The 23,179-nt window shown below is 70.3% G+C and carries 20 protein-coding genes; all 20 read left to right on the top strand.

What is annotated here, in order from left to right:
• Positions 1 to 95 precede the first annotated feature (95 nt).
• The 20 genes from nrtL to ACWEKM_RS10540 all read left to right on the top strand — a co-directional run bounded on the left by nrtL (position 96) and on the right by ACWEKM_RS10540 (position 23,051).
• Entirely contained in the window at positions 96 to 1,328 is a 1,233-nt protein-coding gene (nrtL, locus tag ACWEKM_RS10445; protein WP_451620755.1) for an ArgS-related anticodon-binding protein NrtL, read from the top strand.
• 74 nt (positions 1,329 to 1,402) lie between these two features.
• Positions 1,403 to 2,794: a diaminopimelate decarboxylase gene (lysA, locus tag ACWEKM_RS10450; protein ID WP_451620756.1), complete on the top strand. Its 1,392-nt coding sequence runs from the start codon at positions 1,403 to 1,405 to the stop codon at positions 2,792 to 2,794.
• 309 nt (positions 2,795 to 3,103) lie between these two features.
• A complete protein-coding gene (locus ACWEKM_RS10455; RefSeq protein ID WP_451620757.1) occupies positions 3,104 to 4,450 on the top strand; it encodes a homoserine dehydrogenase in 1,347 nt (448 codons plus the stop codon).
• Between the two features lie 6 nt (positions 4,451 to 4,456).
• On the top strand, positions 4,457 to 5,515 hold the full coding sequence (gene thrC, locus ACWEKM_RS10460; RefSeq protein ID WP_451620758.1) for a threonine synthase: 1,059 nt from the start codon (positions 4,457 to 4,459) through the stop codon (positions 5,513 to 5,515).
• Positions 5,516 to 5,827: 312 nt separating this feature from the next.
• Positions 5,828 to 6,745, top strand: a complete 918-nt coding sequence (gene thrB, locus ACWEKM_RS10465) for a homoserine kinase (RefSeq protein ID WP_451620759.1) — start codon at positions 5,828 to 5,830, stop codon at positions 6,743 to 6,745.
• A gap of 402 nt (positions 6,746 to 7,147) precedes the next feature.
• Positions 7,148 to 9,178, top strand: coding sequence for a transcription termination factor Rho (gene rho / locus ACWEKM_RS10470; protein ID WP_451620760.1), 2,031 nt, complete (start codon positions 7,148 to 7,150; stop codon positions 9,176 to 9,178).
• A gap of 441 nt (positions 9,179 to 9,619) precedes the next feature.
• Positions 9,620 to 11,395 carry a trypsin-like serine protease gene (locus ACWEKM_RS10475; protein ID WP_451620787.1) on the top strand — a complete coding sequence of 592 codons (1,776 nt, stop codon included), beginning with the start codon at positions 9,620 to 9,622 and terminating at the stop codon, positions 11,393 to 11,395.
• A gap of 201 nt (positions 11,396 to 11,596) precedes the next feature.
• Positions 11,597 to 12,712 (top strand): LCP family protein, encoded by a 1,116-nt coding sequence (locus ACWEKM_RS10480; protein WP_451620761.1) that lies wholly within the window; start codon positions 11,597 to 11,599, stop codon positions 12,710 to 12,712.
• 260 nt (positions 12,713 to 12,972) lie between these two features.
• Positions 12,973 to 13,197 (top strand): 50S ribosomal protein L31, encoded by a 225-nt coding sequence (gene rpmE / locus ACWEKM_RS10485; RefSeq protein WP_451620762.1) that lies wholly within the window; start codon positions 12,973 to 12,975, stop codon positions 13,195 to 13,197.
• Between the two features lie 109 nt (positions 13,198 to 13,306).
• Entirely contained in the window at positions 13,307 to 14,374 is a 1,068-nt protein-coding gene (gene prfA, locus ACWEKM_RS10490; RefSeq protein WP_451620763.1) for a peptide chain release factor 1, read from the top strand.
• An 89-nt stretch (positions 14,375 to 14,463) separates the two neighbouring features.
• The gene (prmC, locus tag ACWEKM_RS10495; protein ID WP_451620764.1) at positions 14,464 to 15,303 is read left to right on the top strand and encodes a peptide chain release factor N(5)-glutamine methyltransferase; all 840 of its coding nucleotides are present in this window, start codon (positions 14,464 to 14,466) and stop codon (positions 15,301 to 15,303) included.
• An 88-nt stretch (positions 15,304 to 15,391) separates the two neighbouring features.
• Entirely contained in the window at positions 15,392 to 16,039 is a 648-nt protein-coding gene (locus ACWEKM_RS10500; protein WP_451620765.1) for an L-threonylcarbamoyladenylate synthase, read from the top strand.
• A gap of 73 nt (positions 16,040 to 16,112) precedes the next feature.
• Positions 16,113 to 16,772, top strand: coding sequence for an arsenate reductase/protein-tyrosine-phosphatase family protein (locus tag ACWEKM_RS10505; RefSeq protein WP_451620766.1), 660 nt, complete (start codon positions 16,113 to 16,115; stop codon positions 16,770 to 16,772).
• 71 nt (positions 16,773 to 16,843) lie between these two features.
• The gene (locus ACWEKM_RS10510; RefSeq protein WP_451620767.1) at positions 16,844 to 18,085 is read left to right on the top strand and encodes a serine hydroxymethyltransferase; all 1,242 of its coding nucleotides are present in this window, start codon (positions 16,844 to 16,846) and stop codon (positions 18,083 to 18,085) included.
• Positions 18,086 to 18,223: 138 nt separating this feature from the next.
• Entirely contained in the window at positions 18,224 to 19,549 is a 1,326-nt protein-coding gene (locus ACWEKM_RS10515; protein ID WP_451620768.1) for an MraY family glycosyltransferase, read from the top strand.
• 302 nt (positions 19,550 to 19,851) lie between these two features.
• On the top strand, positions 19,852 to 20,298 hold the full coding sequence (locus tag ACWEKM_RS10520) for a hypothetical protein (RefSeq protein WP_451620769.1): 447 nt from the start codon (positions 19,852 to 19,854) through the stop codon (positions 20,296 to 20,298).
• A 225-nt stretch (positions 20,299 to 20,523) separates the two neighbouring features.
• Positions 20,524 to 21,345: a F0F1 ATP synthase subunit A gene (gene atpB, locus ACWEKM_RS10525; RefSeq protein ID WP_451620770.1), complete on the top strand. Its 822-nt coding sequence runs from the start codon at positions 20,524 to 20,526 to the stop codon at positions 21,343 to 21,345.
• Between the two features lie 75 nt (positions 21,346 to 21,420).
• Positions 21,421 to 21,651: an ATP synthase F0 subunit C gene (gene atpE, locus ACWEKM_RS10530; protein ID WP_030915976.1), complete on the top strand. Its 231-nt coding sequence runs from the start codon at positions 21,421 to 21,423 to the stop codon at positions 21,649 to 21,651.
• Positions 21,652 to 21,693: 42 nt separating this feature from the next.
• Positions 21,694 to 22,239 carry a F0F1 ATP synthase subunit B gene (locus ACWEKM_RS10535; RefSeq protein ID WP_451620771.1) on the top strand — a complete coding sequence of 182 codons (546 nt, stop codon included), beginning with the start codon at positions 21,694 to 21,696 and terminating at the stop codon, positions 22,237 to 22,239.
• Positions 22,236 to 23,051 (top strand): F0F1 ATP synthase subunit delta, encoded by an 816-nt coding sequence (locus tag ACWEKM_RS10540; RefSeq protein WP_451620772.1) that lies wholly within the window; start codon positions 22,236 to 22,238, stop codon positions 23,049 to 23,051. Before ACWEKM_RS10535 ends, ACWEKM_RS10540 begins: the two co-directional genes overlap by 4 nt.
• The last annotated feature ends 128 nt before the right edge of the window (positions 23,052 to 23,179 follow it).

The raw sequence follows: 23,179 nt of genomic DNA on the forward strand, positions 1-23,179 counted from the left end.
GGCCGTGGCTGACTGGTCGTGTGTCGGCGTTCATATCCCGGGCCCTGTTCGAACCGGCTCGCCTACCCACCCCCGTCCTCCCCTACGCTTGTCCCGTGACCCCCGTCGAGCTCTCCCGTACCGTGCTGTGCGCGGTGCGTCGTGCTGTGGACGAGGGGGAGCTGAGCGTGACCGTGCCTGAGCGGGCCGTGGTGACCGTGCCCGGGCCCGGGGGGTGCGGGGACTACGCGACCACCATCGCCCTGCAGCTGGCCCGCTCGGCCGGGCAGCCCGCTCGACGCGTAGCCGAGATTCTGCGGCCGCATCTCGTCGACGCCCAGGGAGTCGGTGACGTCGTCGTCACCGGCCCCGGGTTCATCAACATCAGCCTGGAGCCGGGTGCGGCGTCCGTCGGGGCGCTCGTGCGTGAGATCCGGGACCGGGGGACCGGCTACGGTCATGGCGACGCCCTCGCCGGGCAGATCGTCGCGTTGCGCGTGCCGTACGAGGCGCGGGCCGAGGTCGTCGCCGACGCGCTGGTGCGGATCGTGGCGGCCCAGGGCGGTCGGGTCGAGATCGACCACGGTGAGCCGGTGAACCTGCGTCCCGTACCGGCCCCGGAGGACCCCGCCCCGCTCGGTCCCGACGCCGCCCGCTGGGCGCTGCTGTATCCCGCCCCGCACGACCGGCCCCGGATCACCGCCGATCATCTGGTCCAGCGCGAGGGCAATCCCCTCTTCCGGGTCCGTTACGCGTACGCCCGCACCCGGGCCCTCACCCGCAACGCCGCCCGCCTCGCCTTCACCGCCGAACCCGGCGACGATCTGACGACAACGGCCATCGCCGGTACGGCCGACCTGACGCCCGTACCGGCAACGGCCGCACTGGCAACGGCCACACCCGCCCGCCCGACGGCCACGGGCCCGGTCACACCCGTCCGCCTCGCGGTCACCTCTGCCCACCCGAGGGACACGGGCATGGTCATCGCGACCCACCCGACGGCGGCGGAAGCCAACGGCAGCCTTGCGGCCCGCGCGCCGACGGCGGAAACCCACGGCACACTTGCGGCCCGCGCGCCGACACCGGACGTACGCCCCCTTCTCGTCGCCCTCGCCGACCACCCCCGTATCCTCCGTGCCGCCGCCGTTCACCGTGGTCCGGACCGGATCGCGCGGCACCTTGTCGCCGTCGCCGATGCCGCGCTGCCGTTTCTGCTGACCGTGCTGCCGCACGGCGAGGAGAAACCCACGGCCGCCCACCGTGCCCGGCTCGCGCTTGCCGAAGCCGTCGGGACGGTGCTGGCCGGCGGCCTGTCCCTGCTCGGCATCGACGCCCCCGAACACCTCTGAGTGCCCTGGTGAAAGTCCTGGAGAGCACCGGAGCAAGCAAGCCTTGAGAGCCTGAGAGTCAGAGAGCCACTGTCATGAGTCGTTCCGCACACCCCGCCGGGCCCCGTCACGCCGACGTCCTCCCCGAGGGGCACTACTCCGCCCCGCCCGCCGACCTCAACGCGCTCGACACCAAGGTGTGGGCCCACACCGTCGGCCGTGACGCCGACGGGGTCGTCACCGTCGGCGGCGTCGACGTCAAGCGGCTCGCCGAGGAGTTCGGCACGCCCGCGTACCTCCTCGACGAGGGGGACTTCCGGATCCGGGCGCGGGCCTGGCGCACCGCCTTCGGGAACGACGCCGACGTCTTCTACGCCGGGAAGGCATTTCTGTCGCGCGCCGTGGTGCGCTGGTTGCACGAGGAGGGGCTCAATCTGGACGTGTGCTCCGGGGGCGAGCTGGCCACCGCGCTCTCCGCGGGCATGCCGCCCGAGCGGATCGCCTTCCACGGCAACAACAAGTCCGCCGAGGAGATCGAGCGGGCCGTGCGGGCCGGTGTCGGCCGGATCGTTCTCGACTCGTTCCAGGAGATCGTGCGGGTCGCGCATATCGCGCAGTCCCTGGGGAAGCGGCAGAAGGTCCAGATCCGGGTCACCGTGGGTGTGGAGGCCCACACGCACGAGTTCATCGCCACCGCCCACGAGGACCAGAAGTTCGGCATCCCGCTGGCCGGCGGGCAGGCCGCGGAGGCCGTGCGGCGGGCGCTGCGGCTGGACGGGCTCGAGGTCATCGGCGTCCACAGTCACATCGGGTCGCAGATCTTCGACATGTCCGGCTTCGAGGTCGCCGCCCACCGGGTGGTCGGCCTGCTCAAGGACATCCGGGACGAGCACGGCCTGGAACTGCCGGAGATCGACCTCGGCGGCGGGCTCGGGATCGCGTACACCAGTGACGACGACCCGCGCGAGCCGCACGAGATCGCCAAGGCGCTCACCGAGATCGTCTCCGGCGCCTGCGAGGCCGCCCGGCTGCGCACCCCGCGCATCTCCGTCGAGCCCGGCCGCGCCATCGTCGGGCCGACCGCGTTCACGCTGTACGAGGTCGGCACCGTCAAGCCGCTCGACGGGCTGCGGACCTATGTCTCCGTCGACGGTGGCATGTCCGACAACATCCGGACCGCGCTGTACGACGCCGAGTACAGCGTGGCGCTCGTCTCCCGGACCTCGGACGCCGGGCCGATGCTGTGCCGGGTCGTCGGCAAGCACTGCGAGAGCGGGGACATCGTGGTCAAGGACGCCTTCCTGCCGGCCGACCTGGCACCCGGTGACCTCATCGCGGTCCCGGCGACCGGCGCCTACTGCCGGTCCATGGCCAGCAACTACAACCATGTGCTCAGGCCGCCGGTGGTCGCGGTGCGCGACGGCGAGGCCCGGGTGATCGTCCGGCGCGAGACCGAGGAGGATCTCCTCCGGCTCGACGTCGGGTGACCCGGATACCCGGATACCCGGATACCCGGATACCCGGATACCCGGATACCCGGATACCCGGATACCCGGATACCCGGAGAGCCCAGTGACAGGACCGGTGTCAGGACCGCAGTCAGGTCCGGCGTCAGGACCCGTGACAGGGTCGGCTGTGGCGGTGGGCGACGGCGGCGTCGGCGGGGGCCGGAAGATCTCCGGCTTTCCGGCCCGGCACAATGAAATAGACGTCTCACGATCCGGACGAAGGGTAGAAACCGCCGTCCCGTGCGTGAAACTGGTCCAACCGTAGACGGTATGAGGAAACGAGGTCGGATGATGCGTACGCGTCCGCTGAAGGTGGCGCTGCTGGGCTGTGGGGTTGTCGGCTCAGAGGTGGCGCGCATCATGACGACGCACGCCGACGACCTCGCCGCCCGCATCGGAGCCCCGGTGGAACTGGCGGGCGTGGCCGTGCGCCGGCCCGACCGGGTGCGCCAGGGCATCGACCCGGCGCTGGTCACCACCGACGCCACCGCCCTGGTCAAGCGCGGCGACATCGACGTCGTCGTCGAGGTGATCGGCGGCATCGAGCCCGCCCGCACCCTCATCACCACGGCCTTCGAGCACGGCGCCTCCGTCGTCTCCGCCAACAAGGCGCTGCTCGCCCAGGACGGCGCCGCCCTGCACGCCGCAGCCGAGGAGCACGGCGAGGACCTCTACTACGAGGCCGCAGTCGCCGGTGCCATCCCGCTGATCCGGCCGCTGCGCGAGTCCCTCGCGGGGGACAAGGTCAACCGTGTGCTCGGCATCGTCAACGGCACCACCAACTTCATCCTCGACAAGATGGACTCCACGGGGGCCGGCTACCAGGAGGCGCTGGACGAGGCCACCGCCCTCGGGTACGCGGAGGCCGATCCCACCGCCGACGTCGAGGGCTTCGACGCCGCGGCCAAGGCCGCCATCCTCGCCGGGATCGCCTTCCACACGCGCGTGCGCCTCGACGACGTCTACCGCGAGGGCATGACCGAGGTCACCGCCGCCGACTTCGCCTCGGCCAAACAGATCGGGTGCACCATCAAGCTGCTCGCCCTCTGCGAGCGGGCCGAGGACGGCGGGTCGGTCACCGCACGCGTGCACCCCGCGATGATTCCGCTGAGCCACCCGCTCGCCTCCGTGCGCGGCGCGTACAACGCCGTGTTCGTCGAGTCGGACGCTGCCGGGCAGCTCATGTTCTACGGTCCCGGCGCGGGCGGCGCCCCCACCGCCTCCGCGGTCCTCGGTGACCTGGTCGCTGTCTGCCGCAACCGGCTGGGCGGGGCCACGGGGCCCGGCGAGTCGGCGTACGCCGCGCTGCCCGTCTCGCCCATGGGCGACGTCGTCACGCGCTATCACATCAGCCTTGACGTCGCCGATAAACCGGGCGTTCTCGCCCAGGTCGCCACCGTGTTCGCCGAGCACGGGGTGTCCATCGATACGGTTCGGCAGCAAGGCAGAAATCAGAGCGGCGGCGACGCGGTCGCCATCGAACAGGGTGGTGGGCGACGAGAGGGCGGTGAGGCAGCGCTCGTCGTCGTCACCCACCGCGCGTCCGACGCCTCCCTGTCCGGGACCGTCGAGGCGCTGCGCAAGCTCGACACCGTGCGGGGTGTCGCCAGCATCATGCGGGTTGAAGGAGAGTAACGAGCAATGACCCACCAGTGGCGCGGAATCATCGAGGAGTACCGGGACCGGTTGCCGGTATCCGACACCACGCCGGTCGTGACGCTCCGCGAGGGCGGCACGCCCCTCGTGCCCGCGCAGGTGCTCTCCGAGCGCACGGGCTGCGAGGTCCACCTGAAGGTGGAGGGCGCGAACCCGACGGGGTCCTTCAAGGACCGCGGCATGACCATGGCCATCAGCAAGGCCAAGGAGGAGGGGGCGAAGGCGGTCATCTGCGCCTCCACCGGCAACACGTCCGCCTCCGCCGCCGCGTACGCGGTGCGGGCCGGAATGGTCTCGGCCGTGCTCGTCCCGCAGGGCAAGATCGCGCTCGGCAAGATGGGCCAGGCCCTGGTGCACGGCGCGAAGATCCTCCAGGTCGACGGCAACTTCGACGACTGCCTCACACTCGCCCGTAACCTGAGCGACAACTACCCGGTGGCGCTGGTCAATTCGGTCAACCCGGTGCGCATCGAGGGACAGAAGACGGCCGCCTTCGAAATCGTGGACATGCTGGGCGACGCACCGGACATCCATGTACTGCCGGTCGGCAACGCGGGCAACATCACCGCGTACTGGAAGGGCTACCAGGAGTACGCCGCGGACGGGGTGGCGGCCCGGACCCCCCGGATGTGGGGCTTCCAGGCGTCGGGCAGTGCCCCGATCGTGCGGGGTGAGATCGTCAAGGACCCCTCGACCATCGCCACCGCCATCCGTATCGGCAACCCCGCGTCCTGGCAGTACGCCCTGCGCGCCCGGGACGAGTCGGGCGGCCTCATCGACGAGGTGACGGACCGTGAGATCCTGCGCGCCTACCGGCTGTTGGCCGCGCAGGAGGGCGTCTTCGTGGAGCCCGCGTCCGCCGCGTCGGTGGCCGGTCTGCTGAAGGCGACCGAGCAGGGCCTGGTCGACCCCGGTCAGCGCATCGTCTGCACGGTCACGGGCAACGGCCTCAAGGACCCCGACTGGGCCGTCGCGGGTGCCCCGCAGCCGGTCACCGTCCCGGTCGACGCCGCGTCCGCGGCCCAGCGGCTGGGGCTCGTCTGACGGTCTCGCGGGCCGAACCGGCACGACCTTCGGGCGGGTCGACCGGGCCGGCCCTCCCGGCGTCCTGACCCGGGGACCCCCTACGAGGGGTGCACAGGGGGCTTGGGACACGCATCGTGCGCCTCCTGTGCGCCCTATGTCGCCACAGAACCTTCCTTCGATAGGCTGTGCATAACCCGCCTGCCGCATATGCCCCCGCATACAGCGGTGCCGCGCCGTTCTTGCGGCCCGAGGGCCTCACCGTACGCACGTATCGAATGTCAAATCGACTGTCATTCGACAAGCACGCAGCTCAAGGAGAGTCATCGAGCGATGGCCGGTCCAGCGTTCCGCGCCGCCGCCGTCCGGGTGCGCGTTCCCGCCACCAGCGCCAACCTCGGCCCGGGCTTCGACGCCCTCGGCCTCGCGCTGGGGCTGTACGACGACGTGGTCGTCCGGGTGGCCGACTCCGGGCTGCACATCGACATCGCGGGCGAGGGCAGCGAGACGCTCGCTCGTGACGAGAACCACCTCCTCGTACGCTCCCTGCGTACCGCCTTCGATCTGCTGGGCGGACAGCCCCGGGGCCTGGAGATCGTCTGCGCCAACCGCATTCCGCACGGCCGCGGTCTGGGCTCCTCCTCCGCCGCCATCTGCGCGGGCATCGTCGCCGCGCGGGCGGTGACCATAGGCGGCGAGGGTCGGCTCGACGACGCCGCCCTGCTGGAACTGGCCACCGAGATCGAGGGCCACCCCGACAATGTGGCGGCGTGTCTGCTCGGTGGTTTCACGCTGTCCTGGACGGAGCAGGGCGCCGCCCGGGCGATCAGGATGGAGCCCGACGATTCCATCGTTCCGGTGGTTTTCGTGCCCGGGAAGCCAGTTCTCACCGAGACCGCGCGCGGCCTGCTGCCGCGCACCGTGCCGCATGTCGACGCCGCCGCCAACGCGGGCCGCGCCGCCCTGCTCGTCGAGGCCCTGACCAGGCGTCCCGAGCTGCTGCTTGCGGCCACCGAGGACCGCCTCCACCAGGAGTACCGGGCACCGGCGATGCCGGAGAGCGCCGCGCTGGTGGAGCGGCTGCGCGCCGACGGGATCCCCGCGGTGATCTCCGGCGCCGGACCCACCGTCATGGCGCTGGCCGAAGCCGGCACGGCCGACAAGGTGCAGGCCCTGGCGGGCGTCGGCTGGGCCGCCAACCGGCTGGGCCTGGACCTTCAGGGAGCGAGCGTGCTTCCGCTTGCGACCTGACACCCGGTTGCCGGATTTGGAGAGGGGGAATGTTTGTTGGATCCGGTAGTGTTAACCTCAAGTCTGCACCCGACCTCACCATGGCGAGGTGCTTCATGTCCCCGTCCGGGACAGACATTCTTCCGGGAGCCTCCCAAGCCACTTCGTGTTCGGTACGTCGTACCTGGGCAGTACGCCGCACTCGGGCACTGAGCGGATCGCCGGGCACGCTCCGGAATCGGTGCGACCACGCCACGTGACACTGGGTGCCACGGCTCAAGGAAGCGCCATCACCAGATATCTCTTCCGCCGCTTTGGCGGACCACCGCCCCGGCACGGTCCACACAGCAAGGGCCGAAGCCGGACAGCACAACCGGTCGCCGAGCCAGACAGGCCGACGTCCGCTCCAGGGAAGGACCCTTCGTGAGCGACACCACCGATCTGATGGGCGCACGTGTCGAGGAGACCGCTGCCGCGCCCGCCACGGACGCCTCCGCGCCTGCCGGCGGTACCGGCTCCCGGCGGCGCCGCGGTACCGGCCTTGAGGGCATGGTGCTGGCCGAGCTGCAGCAGGTCGCATCCGGCCTCGGCATCAGGGGCACGGCGCGCATGCGCAAGAGCCAGCTGATCGAGGTCATCAAGGAGGCGCAGGCGGGGGGTTCCCCCGCTGGGGGAGGTGCACCCGCCGCCAAGGCGGACGCCACCGAGACCAAGCCGAAGCGCCGGACCACCTCCCGGACCCGTACGGGCGAGGAGGCGGACAAGAAGGCCGAGACCAAGGCCGAGGCGCCCGCTGACAAGTCCGTGGTCCAGCAGCAGATCGAGATCCCCGGCCAGACCTCCCCCAAGGTCCCGGCCCCCGCCGAGCAGGCGGGTGCCGATGACGAGGCCCCCGGTGAGCGCCGCCGGCGCCGCGCCACCGCCGAAGCGGGCAGCCCCGAGACCGTAGTCGCCGAGGCGAAGAGCGAGGCCAGGGCCGAGACTCCGGCCGCCAAGACCGCGACGTCGGCCGAGCAGGCCGGCGGCGCCGCGCAGGGCGAGGCCAAGGGCGACGGCGGTGAGGGCGAGGGCCGCGGCCGTCGCGACCGCCGCGAGCGCGGCCGTGACCGTGACCGCGACCGCCGGGGCAAGGGCGAGGAGCAGCAGGGTCAGGGGCAGGGCCGGCCGCAGAGCCAGCAGGGCAGTCGGCAGGACCGGCAGCAGCAGCAGGACGACGACGACTTCGAAGGCCGTCGGGGCCGGCGCGGCCGCTACCGCGACCGTCGGGGCCGGCGCGGCCGTGACGATGTCGCCGAGCCGCAGCTCGCCGAGGACGACGTCCTGATCCCCGTCGCGGGCATCCTGGACATCCTGGACAACTACGCCTTCATTCGGACGTCCGGGTACCTTCCGGGTCCGAACGATGTGTATGTCTCCCTCGCTCAGGTCCGCAAGAACGGCCTGCGCAAGGGCGATCACATCACCGGCGCGGTCCGCCAGCCCAAGGAAGGCGAGCGGCGCGAGAAGTTCAACGCGTTGGTCCGGCTGGACTCCGTCAACGGCATGGCGCCCGAACACGGCCGCGGCCGACCGGAGTTCAACAAGCTGACCCCGCTGTACCCGCAGGACCGGCTCCGCCTGGAGACCGACCCCGGCGTCCTCACCACCCGGATCATCGACCTCGTCTCGCCCATCGGCAAGGGCCAGCGCGGTCTGATCGTGGCCCCGCCGAAGACCGGCAAGACCATGATCATGCAGGCGATCGCCAACGCGATCACCCACAACAACCCCGAGTGCCACCTGATGGTCGTCCTCGTCGACGAGCGTCCGGAAGAGGTCACCGACATGCAGCGGTCGGTCAAGGGCGAGGTCATCTCCTCGACCTTCGACCGTCCGGCCGAGGACCACACCACGGTCGCGGAGCTGGCCATCGAGCGGGCCAAGCGCCTGGTGGAGCTGGGCCACGACGTCGTTGTGCTGCTCGACTCGATCACGCGTCTGGGCCGTGCGTACAACCTGGCCGCGCCCGCCTCCGGACGCATCCTGTCCGGTGGTGTCGACTCGACCGCCCTGTACCCGCCGAAGCGGTTCTTCGGTGCGGCGCGGAACATCGAGGACGGCGGTTCGCTGACCATCCTCGCCACCGCCCTGGTGGACACCGGGTCCCGCATGGACGAGGTGATCTTCGAGGAGTTCAAGGGCACCGGCAACATGGAGCTGAAGCTGGACCGGAAGCTCGCCGACAAGCGGATCTTCCCGGCGGTGGACGTCGACGCGTCCGGCACCCGCAAGGAGGAGATCCTGCTCGGCGCCGAGGAGTTGGGCATCGTCTGGAAGCTGCGGCGGGTGCTGCACGCGCTCGACCAGCAGCAGGCGATCGAACTGCTCCTCGACAAGATGAAGCAGACCAAGTCGAACGTCGAGTTCCTGATGCAGATCCAGAAGACGACGCCTACGCCGGGCAACGGCGACTAGGCGCTCCGCTGGGTTTGGCCGGGGCGGCAGCGGCGTTGAGCGTCTGCGGTGGTCGGCTGCGGGTGGGTTGTGGCTTGTCGCGCAGTTCCCCGCGCCCCTTGGGGGCGGCTGTTGTTGGTCGGCTGCGGGTGCATTGTGGCTTGTCGCGCAGTTCCCCGCGCCCCTTGGGGGGTGGCTGTCGTTGGTCGGGTGCGGGTGGGTTGTGGTTTGTTGCGTAGTTCCCCGTGCTCCTTGGGGGTTGCGTAGTTGCCCGTGCTCCTTCGGGTCGTCTCTCCGGGGTGATAAAGGCCGCGATAAGGGCCGGTTCCCGTCGCTATGTGACGGGAACCGGCCTTTTGGCGCAGAGAGGAACAGGTGTGCCTTTGCACCCCTGCCCACGCCTGTTCCTCTGGGGGGACCTCCTTGCCCATCACCCTGTCCGGCGGCCGTCACCGACGTCGGATACGCATCGGGCTGCCCGTCGCCGCCGTCGGCGTCGCCGCGGCCCTCGCCGCCGCGCTGCTGACCAGCTCCGCGGACGCGGCCGGTGTCCTGCCGACCCCGACGGTCCGGCCGGCCCTCGCCACACCCTCGCTCGCCACGCTGGAGCAGCGCGTCGCGGGTGCCCTCGCCGGGGACGACACCCCGGGGCAGTCGGCCGACAAGGCGTCGCTCAGCGCGGACACCCGCGCCACCGCCATCGATCCGAAGATCATCAGCGGCACCCAGACCACCATCACCTCGGCCCCGTGGATGGCCCAGCTCTGGTACTACGACGACCGGGGCACCGCCACCGAGAGCGATGACATCGGCTTCTTCTGCGGCGGCACGGTCGTCTCGCCGACGAAGATCCTCACCGCCGCGCACTGCGTCAAGGGCTACAACTGGAAGGCCAATGGCGCGATCGTCACCGGTACCTCCCAGCTGCCGACCAGCGACGCCACCGGCGGTGCGGACCTGCACGGTGGCACCGTCACCGGTGTGCTGCGCCAGTGGAACCACCCGTCGTACAGCGCGAACACGCTCGACAACGACATCGCGGTGCTCACCCTGGGCACCCCGGTCAAGGCCACCCCGATCCGGATGACGACGTCCGGCGACACCGCCTCGTACGCCCCGGGCACCACCGCCACGGTGTACGGCTGGGGCCGCACCAGTTCCACGTCCGACGACATCTCCGAGACGCTGAAGACGGCCACGCTGCCCGTGCAGTCGGATACCACCTGCGCCGACGCCTACGGCGCCGACTTCGTCAAGGGGCACATGGTGTGCGCGGGCAAGCCCGCCACCGGCAGCGACACCGGCACCACCGCCGCCTGCAACGGCGACTCCGGAGGCCCGCTCGTGGTCGGCGGCCGGATCGTGGGCGTCGTCTCCTGGGGCGTGACGGACTGCGTCGCAGCCGGCGCCTACAGCGTCTTCACCAAGGTCAGCACCTATGTCGGGGCCGCCTACGCGCAGGTCGATGACGCGAACCTCGGCGACACCGACAACAAGGCCGACATCTGGGTGCGCGCCGCCGCCAGCAAGACCGGCTATGAGAAGGACTCCACGGGGTCCTCGCTCGCCGCCCGCACCTCCTGGGGCAACTGGAGCAGCGTCAACGTCGTCCTGCAGACCGACCTCGACCGCGACGGCCTCCAGGACCTGGTGGTCCGCGACAGCGCCACCGGCGACGTCTACTGGATGCACTACGTGACCGTCAGCGGCTCCTGGGCGAAGACGAAGATCTTCACCGGCTGGAAGACCCGTACCCGGATCATCACGCCCGGTGACGTCACCGGTGACTATCTGCCCGACGTGCTGTCCGTCGACTCCGGCGGCACCCTGTGGATCTACCCGGGCAAGGGCAACGGCACCTTCGCCTCGCGGGTGAGCGTCGGCACGGGCTGGAACCAGTACAACTCCCTGCGCGGCCACGGCGATTTCAACGGCGACGGCAAGGCCGACCTGCTCGCCCGCAAGAGCAGCACCGGGGACCTGTACCTGTACAAGGGCACCGGCAAGGCCGGCAGCGGGGCGTTCTCCGCCCGGGTCAAGGTCGGCAGCGCCTGGACCGGTTTCAACGCCTTCGACGCCGTCGGTGACCTCACCGGCGACGGCAAGGCCGACTACCTGGCCCGTACCAAGAGCGGCACGCTCTACCTGTACAAGGGCAGCGGCAAGGGCACCAGCGAGATCTTCACCACAAGGATCTCGCTCGGCACCGGCTACCAGCAGTACGACATCTGGGGCTGAAACCCCAGGTGAGCCGGGCTCGTCCGGCCCGGGTCCCTACCTGCTGTGCCCACCCTTGCACAGGGCGGGCACAGCACGTTGTGCAACGCTGTGCCCGGTTTCGCCGTCTGACCGGGCGGAGCGACGATGGTGTGACAGGCACCGTGAGCGTCCCTCGAAGCAGGGGGTAACCCGAACGACCCGACCAGGACCGAGGAGCACATGTCCGCCGAGAGCACACCGGAGCCCGGCATACCCGAGTCCGGCACCCCAGGGGCCCGCCATCGCAGGGCGCGCAAGCGCGGCAAGGGCCTGCTGATCACGGCCTGGACGGCCGCGGGCATCGTGGTCCTGGGCGGCATGGGCGCCGGGTACGTGTACTTCAAGCTCAACGGCAACATCAAGAGCGTCGACATCAACCAGGCCCTGGGCACCGACCGGCCGACGAAGACCGACAACGGTTCCGAGAACATCCTGGTCCTCGGCTCGGACTCGCGCTCCGGCTCCAACCACAAGCTCGGCGGCGGCGCCGACGACGGCAGCGCCCGCTCCGACACGGCGATGATCGTCCATGTCTACGAGGGCCACCGGACGGCCAGTGTGGTCTCCGTGCCCCGTGACACCCTGGTCGACCGCCCCGAGTGCACCGACACCGACGGCGGCAGCCACCCGGCCGCGACCGGCGTGATGTTCAACTCCGCCTACTCCACCGGCGGCGCCGCCTGCGCGGTCAAGACCGTCGAGTCCGTCACCGGTATCCGCATGGACCACTACCTGGAGGTCGACTTCAGCGGCTTCCAGAAGCTCATCGACGGGCTGGGCGGGGTCACGGTCACCACCACCAAGGACATCAACGACCCGCAGAGCCATCTCGACCTGACGGCCGGCACCCACAAGCTGACCGGCGAGCAGGCCCTCGGTCTGGTCCGCACCCGGCACGGCGTCGGCGACGGCTCCGACCTCGGCCGCATTCAGCTCCAGCAGGCATTCGTCAAGGCCCTGGCCGACCAGGTCGATCAGGTCGGTGTCCTCACCGACCCGACGAAGCTGTACGACCTCGCGGACACCGCCACCAAGACCGTCACCACCGACTCCGACCTCGGCTCGGTCAAGTCGCTCGTGGGCTTCGCGAACGGCCTCAAGGGCATCGGCGCCGCGCACATGACCATGGTCACGATGCCGGTCCGGTACGACCCCGCGAACCCGAACCGTGTCCTCCTCGACAAGACCAGGGCCCAGCTGGTCTGGACCGCCCTGAAGAACGACCGCCCGATCCCGAAGACGGCCACCAGCGGCACGGCAACCGGCAAGGCCAAGAACGTAATCAGCACCCCGTAAGCCACCCCCTCCGGTCTTCACGAAGGGCCACGATCATCGCCCCGCAAGGGGCGCGGGGAACGGCGCGCCCAGCCACAACGAACCGCCACCCGCCCACGGCGATAACGCGGCACCCCAATAGGCGCCCCGCGGAATAGATGACCCGTCCCCCCGGTTTTGGGGGATGGCGCCAGTCCTGGCAGACTGGTAAGTCGGCTCCGGTTCACGCTCCCGCACCCCGCGGCAGCGACCCGGCGCCCTCCCGAAACCTAGGAGACACCTTGAAGCGCGACATCCACCCCGGGTACGTCGAGACCCAGGTCAGCTGCACCTGCGGCGCGTCGTTCACCACCCGCAGCACCATCGAGTCCGGCACCATCCGGGCCGAGGTCTGCTCCGAGTGCCACCCGTTCTACACGGGCAAGCAGAAGATCCTCGACACCGGTGGCCGTGTGGCCCGCTTCGAGGCCCGCTTCGGCAAGGCTGCCGCCGGCTCCAAGAAGTAGCGAGCCCCCATGCGCCGGTCCACGGCCGTGCCCCTCACCGGGGCACGCCCGGGACCGGCGTTTTTGGTCGCCCGCCTTCCCCTTTTCCGAGCAGTACAGGAGCCCCAAGATGTTCGAGGCCGTCGAGGAACTCGTCGGTGAGCACGCCGACCTGGAGACCAAGCTCGCCGACCCGTCGGTCCACGCCGACCAGGCCAACGCGCGCAGGCTCAACAAGCGCTACGCCGAGCTGACTCCGATCGTCGCCGCCTACCGCTCCTGGAAGCAGTCCGGCGACGACATCGGCACGGCCCGTGAACTGGCCGCCGACGACCCGGAGTTCGCCGCCGAGGTCAAGGAACTGGAGAAGCAGCGCGAGGAACTCACCGAGAAGCTGCGCCTGCTGCTCATCCCGCGCGACCCCAGCGACGACAAGGACGTCATCCTGGAGATCAAGGCGGGCGCGGGCGGCGACGAGTCGGCCCTGTTCGCCGGCGACCTGCTGCGCATGTATCTGCGCTACGCCGAGCGCGCCGGCTGGAAGACCGAGATCATCGACTCCACCGACTCCGAGCTGGGCGGCTACAAGGACGTCCAGGTCGCGGTGAAGTCCCGCGGACAGACCGAGCCGGGCCAGGGCGTGTGGGCGCGGCTGAAGTACGAGGGCGGTGTGCACCGGGTGCAGCGCGTGCCCGCCACCGAGTCCCAGGGCCGGATCCACACCTCGGCGGCCGGTGTCCTCGTCACCCCCGAGGCCGAGGAGGTGGACGTGGAGATCAACCCCAACGACCTCCGTATCGACGTCTACCGGTCCTCCGGCCCCGGCGGCCAGTCCGTCAACACCACCGACTCCGCCGTACGCATCACGCACATCCCGACCGGAGTCGTCGCCTCCTGCCAGAACGAGAAGAGCCAGTTGCAGAACAAGGAGCAGGCTCTGCGTATCCTGCGCTCCAGGCTGCTCGCCATGGCACAGGAGGAGGCGGAGCGGGAAGCCGCCGACGCCCGGCGCAGCCAGGTCCGCACCGTCGACCGCTCCGAGAAGATCCGCACGTACAACTTCCCGGAGAACCGCATCTCGGACCACCGTGTCGGGTTCAAGGCGTACAACTTGGACCAGGTCCTGGACGGCGACCTGGACGCGATGATCCAGGCGTGTGTCGACGCGGACTCGGCGGCGAAACTGGCCGCCGCCTGAAGGCACCCAGGACAACTGGGCGACGTACCGAACACCGGAGGACGAGCGTGCAGCAACATTTTGGGGGGCGACCCCCGACCTCCCGCAGCGTGCTGCTCGCGGAGGTGGCCCAGGCCGCCCAGCGGCTGGCGGACGCCGGCGTGCCCTCGCCGCGCAACGATGCGGAGGAACTCGCCGCGTTCGTGCACGGCGTGAAGCGGGGGGAGCTGCACTCCGTGCGGGACTCCGACTTCGACGCCCGCTACTGGGAGGTCGTCGCCCGCCGTGAGCAGCGCGAGCCGCTCCAGCACATCACCGGGCGCGCCTACTTCCGGTATCTGGAGCTACAGGTCGGGCCGGGTGTCTTCGTGCCCAGGCCGGAGACCGAGTCGGTGGTCGGTTGGGCCATAGACGCCGTGCGCGCCATGGACGTGGTCGAGCCGCTCATCGTCGACCTGTGCACCGGCTCCGGCGCCATCGCGCTCGCCCTCGCCCAGGAGGTGCCGCGCTCGCGCGTGCACGCGGTCGAGCTGTCCGAGGAAGCCCTCCGGTGGACCCGCAAGAACATGGCGGGCTCCCGGGTCGACCTGCGCCAGGGCAACGCCCTGGACGCCTTCCTGGACCTCGACGGCCAGGTCGACCTCGTCATCTCCAACCCGCCGTACATCCCGCTCACCGAGTGGGAGTACGTCGCCCCCGAAGCGCGCGACTACGACCCGGAGCTGGCCCTGTTCTCCGGCGAGGACGGCCTCGACCTGATCCGTGGTCTGGAGCGCACCGCGCACCGGCTGCTGCGGCCCGGCGGCGTCGTCGTCATCGAGCATGCCGACACCCAGGGCGGCCAGGTGCCGTGGATCTTCACCGAGGAGCTGGGCTGGGCCGACGCGGCCGACCACCCCGACCTCAACAACCGCCCCCGGTTCGCGACCGCCCGCAGGGCCCTGCCATGACGCCGGCGCGCGCGGTGGCCGCAGCGAGCCGGCCGGCCGAGGGCACCCCGGAGGCGAACCGAGCGACAACAGAAGGAGACCGCTAGACATGGCACGGCGATACGACACCAATGACGCCACCGACCGCACGACGGGGCTGCGCGAGGCCGCGTCCGCGGTCCGCCGGGGCGAACTGGTGGTGCTGCCGACCGACACCGTCTACGGCATCGGCGCCGACGCGTTCTCCGCGGAGGCCGTGGCCGACCTGCTGGAGGCCAAGGGCCGGGGCCGCGCCATGCCCACGCCCGTCCTCATCGGTTCCCCGAACACCCTGCACGGCCTCGTCACGGACTTCTCCGAGAAGGCGTGGGAGCTGGTCGACGCGTTCTGGCCGGGCGCCCTTACGCTGGTCGCCAGGCACCAGCCGTCGTTGCAGTGGGACCTCGGTGACACCCGCGGCACGGTCGCCGTACGCATGCCGCTGCACCCGGTCGCCATCGAGCTGCTGACCGAGGTCGGCCCGATGGCCGTGTCGTCGGCCAACCTCACCGGCCACCCGGCGCCGGAGGACTGCGACGCCGCCCAGGAGATGCTCGGCGACTCCGTCTCCGTCTACCTCGACGGCGGTCCGACCCCCGGCATCGTGCCGTCGTCCATCGTCGACGTCACGGGTGAGGTGCCGGTGCTGCTGCGCGAGGGCTCGCTCACCCCGGACGAGCTGCGAAAGGTCGTACCCGACCTTGAGGTGGCGAATTGACGGCCCCTAAGAGCTGCGTTCGGAGCTCTCACTCCCCCAAGGTCTCGGCTGCGCTCGACCAGGGGGGACCCCCATGCGTGGCATAGGAAACGGGGACAGCAGCGCGGAGGAGACGACGACCTTCGGATTCCCGCGCGACACCTTCCGCATCCTCCACGTCAGCACCGGCAATGTGTGCCGCTCGCCCATCACCGAGCGGCTGACCCGCCATTTCGTGACGGAGCGGCTCGGCATCCTGGGCGGCGGGCTGATCGTGGAGAGCGCGGGCACCTGGGGCCACGAGGGCGCGCCGATGGAGGCCAACGCGGAGGCCGTGCTGGCCGAGTTCGGCGCGGACGCCTCCGGCTTCACCGGCCGGGAACTCCTCGACGACCACGTGATCACGGCCGATCTGGTGCTGACCGCCACCCGCGACCACCGGGCCCAGGTCATCTCCATGGGCCATTCGGCGGGGCTGCGGACCTTCACGCTGAAGGAGTTCACCCGGCTGGTCCGCGCCATAGACCCGACGACGCTGCCACCGCTGGAGGACGGCCTGGTCGCGCGGGCCCGCGCACTGGTCCGGGCGGCCGCCGCGCTGCGCGGCTGGCTGCTGGCGCCCACGGCCGAGGCCGACGAGGTCTACGACCCCTACGGCGCGCCCCTGCCCTTCTTCCGGTCCATCGGCGACGAGATACACGAGGCCCTGGACCCGGTCGTCACGGCCCTCACGGGTGTCCCCGCACGGATGTAGCCGACCGAGCACCCCCTCCGCCCCCGGCCTAGAGTGGACGTACGTCTCCGTCGACCGCCCGGGAGCCCGTCATGTCGGTCACCCACACCCTCGTAGCGGACGATGTGCTGCGCGGGCAGGATCCCGAGGTGGCCGAGATCCTGCTGGGCGAACTGGCCCGGCAGTCGACCACCCTGCAGCTGAGCGCGGCCGAGAACTTCGCGTCCCCGGCGGTGCTTGCGGCGCTGGGCTCGCCGCTCGCCAACAAGTACGCCGAGGGCTATCCGGGCGCCCGCTACCACGGCGGCTGCGAGCTGGTGGACGTCGCCGAGCGGCTCGCGGTCGACCGGGCCAGGGCGCTGTTCGGCGCCGCGCACGCCAACGTCCAGCCGCACTCCGGCTCCTCCGCCGTGCTCGCCGCGTACGCCGCTCTGCTGCGGCCCGGCGACACCGTCCTCGCCCTCGGCCTGTCCTACGGCGGTCACCTCACTCATGGCTCGCCGGCCAACTTCTCCGGCCGCTGGTTCGACTTCGTCGGATACGGGGTGGACGCGGAGACCGGGCTCATCGACCGGGACCAGGTCCGGGCGCTGGCCCGCTCGCACCGGCCCAAGGCGATCGTGTGCGGGTCGATCGCCTACCCCCGGCACCTGGACTACGCCTTCTTCCGGGAGGTGGCCGACGAGGTCGGCGCGTATCTCATCGCGGACGCCGCCCATCCGATCGGGCTCGTCGCCGGGGGAGTGGCGCCCAGCCCGGTGCCGTACGCCGACGTGGTGTGCGCCACCACGCACAAGGTGCTGCGCGGGCCGCGCGGCGGGATGATCCTGTGCGGGGCCGAACTGGCCGAACGCGTCGACCGGGCCGTGTTCCCGTTCACCCAGGCCGGGGCCCAGATGAACGCCGTCGCCGCGAAGGCGGTGGCCTTCGGCGAGGCGGCGACCGGGGCGTTCGCCGCCTACGTCCGTCAGGTGGTCGCGGGCGCGCGGGTGCTGGCGGCGCGGCTGGCCGCCGAGGGGCTGGCGGTGACCACCGGCGGCACGGACACCCATCTGATCACCGCCGATCCGGCGCCGCTCGGCGTCGACGGGAAGACCGCGCGGGGCCGGCTCGCCGCCGCGGGGCTGGTCCTGGACTGCTGCGCGCTGCCGCACGGGGAGGCCCGCGGGCTGCGCCTGGGCACCGCGGCGGTGACCACCCAGGGCATGGGGGAAGCGGAGCTGGACCGGATCGGGGCGCTGCTGGCGGGGGTGCTGCGGGGCGAGATCGACACCGCCGGGGCCCGTGCCGAGGTGCGTGGGCTGGCCGGTAGATTTCCGCCGTATCCCGGCTGAGCGCGGGTAGGCGCAAGGTCGTGCACCCGTCGCACAGCCAAGCGTGCAACCATCGTCGCTACCCGGATGTCCCCATACATATGCGTCCCTCGCTAGGGTGTGGGGCTGTGATGGCCAGCGAGACCTGTGGGGAAGCCTGTGCGTGAATACCTGCTGACGCTCTGCATCACGGCCGCGGTGACCTACCTGCTCACAGGGCCGGTACGGAAGTTCGCGATCGTGGCCGGGGCGGTGCCGGAGATCCGGGCGCGTGACGTGCACCGGGAACCCACTCCGCGCCTCGGCGGGATCGCCATGTTCTTCGGCCTGTGCGCGGGCCTGCTGGCGGCCGACCATCTGACCAACCTCAACGAGGTCTTCACCAAGTCCAACGAGCCGCGCGCGCTGCTGTCCGGAGCCGCGCTGATCTGGCTGATCGGTGTCCTGGACGACAAGTTCGAGATCGACGCCCTGATCAAGCTGGGCGGGCAGATGATCGCGGCGGGCGTGATGGTGATGCAGGGTCTGACGATTCTGTGGCTGCCCGTCCCCGGCGTCGGCAACGTGGCGCTGACCCCGTGGCAGGGCACACTGCTGACGGTGGCGCTGGTGGTCATCACGATCAACGCGGTGAACTTCGTGGACGGCCTGGACGGCCTCGCCTCCGGCATGGTGTGCGTGGCCGCCGCTGCGTTCTTCCTGTACGGCTACCGGATCTGGTACTCGTACGGCATCGAGGCCGCCGCCCCGGCCACGCTGTTCGCGGCGATCCTGATGGGCATGTGCCTGGGCTTCCTGCCGCACAACATGCACCCCGCGCGGATCTTCATGGGCGACTCCGGCTCGATGCTGATCGGCCTGGTGCTGGCCGCCGGCGCGATCTCGATCACCGGCCAGCTCGACCCGGACGCGCTGAACCTGTACGCCGGTTCGGAGAAGGCGGCGGTGCACCAGTTGGTGCCCGTCTACATCCCGCTGCTGCTGCCGCTGACGATCATCGCGGTGCCGGCCGCCGACCTGGTGCTGGCGATCGTGCGCCGTACCTGGCGCGGTCAGTCGCCGTTCGCCGCCGACCGCGGGCATCTGCACCACCGGCTCCTGGAGATCGGCCACTCGCACAGCCGGGCCGTGCTGATCATGTACTTCTGGTCGGCGCTGATCGCCTTCGGAGCGCTGGCCTACTCCGTGAACTCGGCGTCCATGTGGATCGTGCTCAGTGTGGTCTTCCTCAGCGCGATCGGCCTGGTGCTGCTTCTGCTGCCGCGGTTCACACCGCGCGCCCCGCGCTGGGCCGAGCAGTTCGTGCCGCCGCGCTACCGGCGCCGGCGGGTGGCGGCGGCCGTGGCAACCTGCCCTGCCACGGCGCCGGTTGAGGACGAAGAGCGCACTCCGGTCACCGCCGGGGCCGCCGGGGGCAATGGGGCGAGCGCCATCGGGCCCCGTTCGCGCCTCCTGGAAGGGCGCAACGCGGGCACGTCACGCTGACGCTCAAGGTAAGAATCTGACTAGAGCATTGCCAAGTCGTGGGGGAGCGAAAGCCCCTAATACCAGACAAATGGGCCGGGTTCTTGCACAGACGCGCACTCTCACTCTCATGTGTGACGGCAAGCACACCCACCAGGTAAAGACCTCATCAAATAGTTTGTGATACGGTTCACGAGAACCCCGGACACAGCCGAAGGACCGTGGTGCGACGGTCCATTGGCGAGAGGTCTGCCTTACTCGGCCCGGGGCTACGCTCGTCCATGACGACACCCCACGCCCCCTGCGAAAGCGGAGTTGCCGCCATGCCGTCCAATGACGTCCGGACCCTCGCCCAGGCTGCCGTGCCCACGGCTGCCGTCGGCGTGATCGCCGCTGTAGTCAGCGCGGTGGTCGCGGGCGGCAAGGGTGCCATCGGGGCGGTCGTCGCGACGCTGATCGTGGTCCTGTTCATGGGACTCGGCCTCTACGCACTGCAGCGGACCGCCGCATCGCTCCCGCACCTGTTCCAGGCCATGGGCCTGATGCTCTACACGGCGCAGATCCTGCTGCTGTTCGTGTTCGTCGCGGCGTTCAAGAACACCACGCTGTTCAACCCCCGGGCCTTCGCGCTCACGCTCGTCCTCGCCACCCTCGCCTGGATCGCGGCCCAGACGCGTGCGCACATGAAGTCCAAGATCCTCTACGTCGAACCCGATTCGACCGCTTCCGCGCGCAGCGAGAGGCCCGAGAAGACCGGGCACTCGTCGTGAGAGGTAGGGCCGGGATAAAGGCGCATAAGAGATGCTGCTATCGTCCGGTGCCAACTGCGGCATCGCGGGCGCGGGCATCTGAGCTGACGCCTGCTCAATCGCAAGGCGAGATGTCCCCCAGCCGCCCCCACATCCGTAACACCAGTCCGGTGCCGAACCGCGGCCCTGCGCCGCGCCGACACAACGAGGTTGCCGTACCCATGCGCCACGCAGAAGGAGCCCGCGGTGAGTGCTGACCCGACGCAGGTGCTCGCCTTCGAGACCGACTGCCACATCTTCGATGGCTGTGGCTTCCCCGCTCCGGGCCTGCACTCGTTCCTGTTCGAACCCCTCTGGGGCAATGCGGACAGCAACCTGTACTTCAACAAGCCGATGCTGCTGGCCCTGCTCGGCTCGGTCATCATCGTCGGATTCTTCTGGACCGCCTTCCGCAGTCCTAAGGTCGTGCCCGGCAAGCTCCAGATGGTGGCCGAGACCGGCTACGACTTCATCCGGCGTGGCGTCGTGTACGAGACGATCGGCAAGAAGGAGGGCGAGAAGTACGTTCCGCTGATCGTCTCGCTGTTCTTCTTCATCTGGATGATGAACCTCTGGTCGATCATCCCGGTCGCCCAGTTCCCGGTGACGTCGATCATCGCCTACCCGATGGTCCTGGCCCTGATCGTCTACGTCCTGTGGGTCTCGCTGACCTTCAAGCGACACGGCTTCGTCGGTTTCTTCAAGAACGTCACCGGCTACGACAAGTCGCTCGGCCCGGTGCTGCCGCTCGCCATGACCATCGAGTTCTTCTCGAACCTCCTGGTCCGGCCCTTCACGCACGCGGTGCGACTCTTCGCGAACATGTTCGCCGGTCACACCCTGCTGCTCCTCTTCACGGTCGCCAGCTGGTACCTGCTCAACGGCATCGGCGTCGCCTACGCGGGCGTCAGCTTCATCATGACCATCGTGATGACGGCCTTCGAGCTCTTCATCCAGGCACTGCAGGCGTACGTCTTCGTCCTGCTGACGTGCACCTACATCCAGGGCGCGCTCGCCGAGCACCACTGAGCACCCCGCACCCCGACCCCCCAGTCGTCCGGTGGCCAACCCCCACCGGTCCGTAAAGAAGAAGGAAGAACTGGCATGTCCCAGACCCTTGCCGCTGTCTCCGGCTCGCTCGGTTCCATCGGTTACGGCCTTGCCGCGATCGGCCCCGGCGTCGGCGTCGGCATCATCTTCGGTAACGGCACCCAGGCCCTGGCCCGTCAGCCCGAGGCGGCCGGCCTGATCCGCGCCAACCAGATCCTCGGCTTCGCCTTCTGTGAGGCGCTCGCGCTGATCGGTCTGGTCATGCCGTTCGTCTACGGCCAGTGATCTGACGATCCACGACCAGCCGACTAGACGAAAGGCACTGACATGAGCCAGCTGCTCATTCTGGCGGCCGGGGAGAAGGAAAACCCCCTAGTCCCGCCGATTCCCGAGCTTGTCATCGGCCTGATCGCCTTCGTCATCGTCTTCGGCTTCCTCGCCTGGAAGCTTCTTCCGAACATCAACAAGGTTCTGGAGCAGCGCCGCGAGGCCATCGAGGGCGGTATCGAGAAGGCCGAGGCCGCGCAGACCGAGGCCCAGAGCGTCCTTGAGCAGTACAAGGCCCAGCTCGCCGAGGCCCGGCACGAGGCCGCGCGGCTGCGCCAGGAGGCGCAGGAGCAGGGTGCCGCGCTCATCGCCGAGATGCGCGCCGAGGGCCAGCGGCAGCGTGAGGAGATCGTCGCCGCCGGTCACACCCAGATCGAGGCCGACCGCAAGTCCGCCTCGACCGCGCTGCGCCAGGACGTCGGCAAGCTCGCCACCGAACTGGCCGGCAAGCTCGTCGGTGAGTCCCTCGAGGACCACGCCCGGCAGAGCCGCGTGATCGACCGCTTCCTCGACGAGCTCGACGAGAAGGCCGAGGCCGCGCGATGAACGGAGCGAGCCGCGAGGCACTGGCAGCCGCACGTGAGCGTCTCGACGCGCTGACGGACGCCACGTCCGTGGACGCGGCGCGGCTCGCCGACGAGCTGGCGGCCGTCACCGCGCTGCTCGACCGCGAGGTGTCGCTGCGTCGGGTCCTCACCGACCCGGCGCAGCCCGGCGAGGCCAAGGCGGAGCTGGTCCGGCGCCTGGTCGGCGGCCAGGTCAGCGGCCCGGCCGCGGACCTGGTGTCCGGTCTGGTCCGCTCCCGCTGGTCGCAGCCGCGCGACCTGGTGGACGCGCTGGAGGAGCTGGCCGACGTGGCCGACCTCACGGCCGCCCAGCAGGTGGGCAGGCTCGACAGCGTGGAGGACGAGCTGTTCCGGTTCGGGCGGATCGTCTCCTCCAGCACCGAGCTGCGTGCCGCGCTCACCGACCGTAGCGCCGGTACCGCGGCCAAGACCGAGCTGCTGCACCGGCTGCTCGGGGGCCGGGCCGCCGTGACCACCGAGCGGCTGGTGACGCGCCTTGTGACCGCGCCGCGGGGACGTAGCCTGGAAGCGGGAATCGACACCCTGTCCAAGCTGGCCGCCGAGCGCCGGGACCGCATGGTCGCCGTCGTCACCTCGGCGGTACCGCTGAGCGACACACAGAAGCGGCGCCTGGGCGCCTCCCTGGCGAAGCTCTACGGCCGCACGATGCACCTCAACCTCGATGTGGACCCGGCGGTCGTCGGCGGAATCCGGGTGCAGGTCGGCGACGAGGTCATCAACGGCTCGATCGCGGACCGGCTGGAGGACGCCTCCCGCCGCATGGCCGGCTAGCAGCAACTCAAGAAGCAGTACGTACTGATGGCGGCCCTGGTTGGGCCGTACAGAGGATTCACCTCCAGACGGGGGGAGTCCCCATCCCCCCAAAGTGAAACTTCGGGCCCAACAAGGAGAGCAGGGAA

The sequence above is a fragment of the Streptomyces sp. NPDC004752 genome (genome assembly GCF_053601275.1).

What these genes read in the sequence shown, in the direction of transcription:
- thrB (WP_451620759.1), top strand. Translation starts at nt 5,828, where the DNA reads ATGGCCGGTCCAGCGTTCCGCGCCGCCGCCGTCCGGGTGCGCGTTCCC.
- ACWEKM_RS10455 (WP_451620757.1), top strand. Translation starts at nt 3,104, where the DNA reads ATGATGCGTACGCGTCCGCTGAAGGTGGCGCTGCTGGGCTGTGGGGTT.
- ACWEKM_RS10510 (WP_451620767.1), top strand. Translation starts at nt 16,844, where the DNA reads ATGTCGGTCACCCACACCCTCGTAGCGGACGATGTGCTGCGCGGGCAG.
- thrC (WP_451620758.1), top strand. Translation starts at nt 4,457, where the DNA reads ATGACCCACCAGTGGCGCGGAATCATCGAGGAGTACCGGGACCGGTTG.
- ACWEKM_RS10520 (WP_451620769.1), top strand. Translation starts at nt 19,852, where the DNA reads ATGCCGTCCAATGACGTCCGGACCCTCGCCCAGGCTGCCGTGCCCACG.
- ACWEKM_RS10535 (WP_451620771.1), top strand. Translation starts at nt 21,694, where the DNA reads ATGAGCCAGCTGCTCATTCTGGCGGCCGGGGAGAAGGAAAACCCCCTA.
- atpE (WP_030915976.1), top strand. Translation starts at nt 21,421, where the DNA reads ATGTCCCAGACCCTTGCCGCTGTCTCCGGCTCGCTCGGTTCCATCGGT.
- lysA (WP_451620756.1), top strand. Translation starts at nt 1,403, where the DNA reads ATGAGTCGTTCCGCACACCCCGCCGGGCCCCGTCACGCCGACGTCCTC.
- ACWEKM_RS10500 (WP_451620765.1), top strand. Translation starts at nt 15,392, where the DNA reads ATGGCACGGCGATACGACACCAATGACGCCACCGACCGCACGACGGGG.
- ACWEKM_RS10505 (WP_451620766.1), top strand. Translation starts at nt 16,113, where the DNA reads ATGCGTGGCATAGGAAACGGGGACAGCAGCGCGGAGGAGACGACGACC.
- ACWEKM_RS10540 (WP_451620772.1), top strand. Translation starts at nt 22,236, where the DNA reads ATGAACGGAGCGAGCCGCGAGGCACTGGCAGCCGCACGTGAGCGTCTC.
- ACWEKM_RS10480 (WP_451620761.1), top strand. Translation starts at nt 11,597, where the DNA reads ATGTCCGCCGAGAGCACACCGGAGCCCGGCATACCCGAGTCCGGCACC.
- prfA (WP_451620763.1), top strand. Translation starts at nt 13,307, where the DNA reads ATGTTCGAGGCCGTCGAGGAACTCGTCGGTGAGCACGCCGACCTGGAG.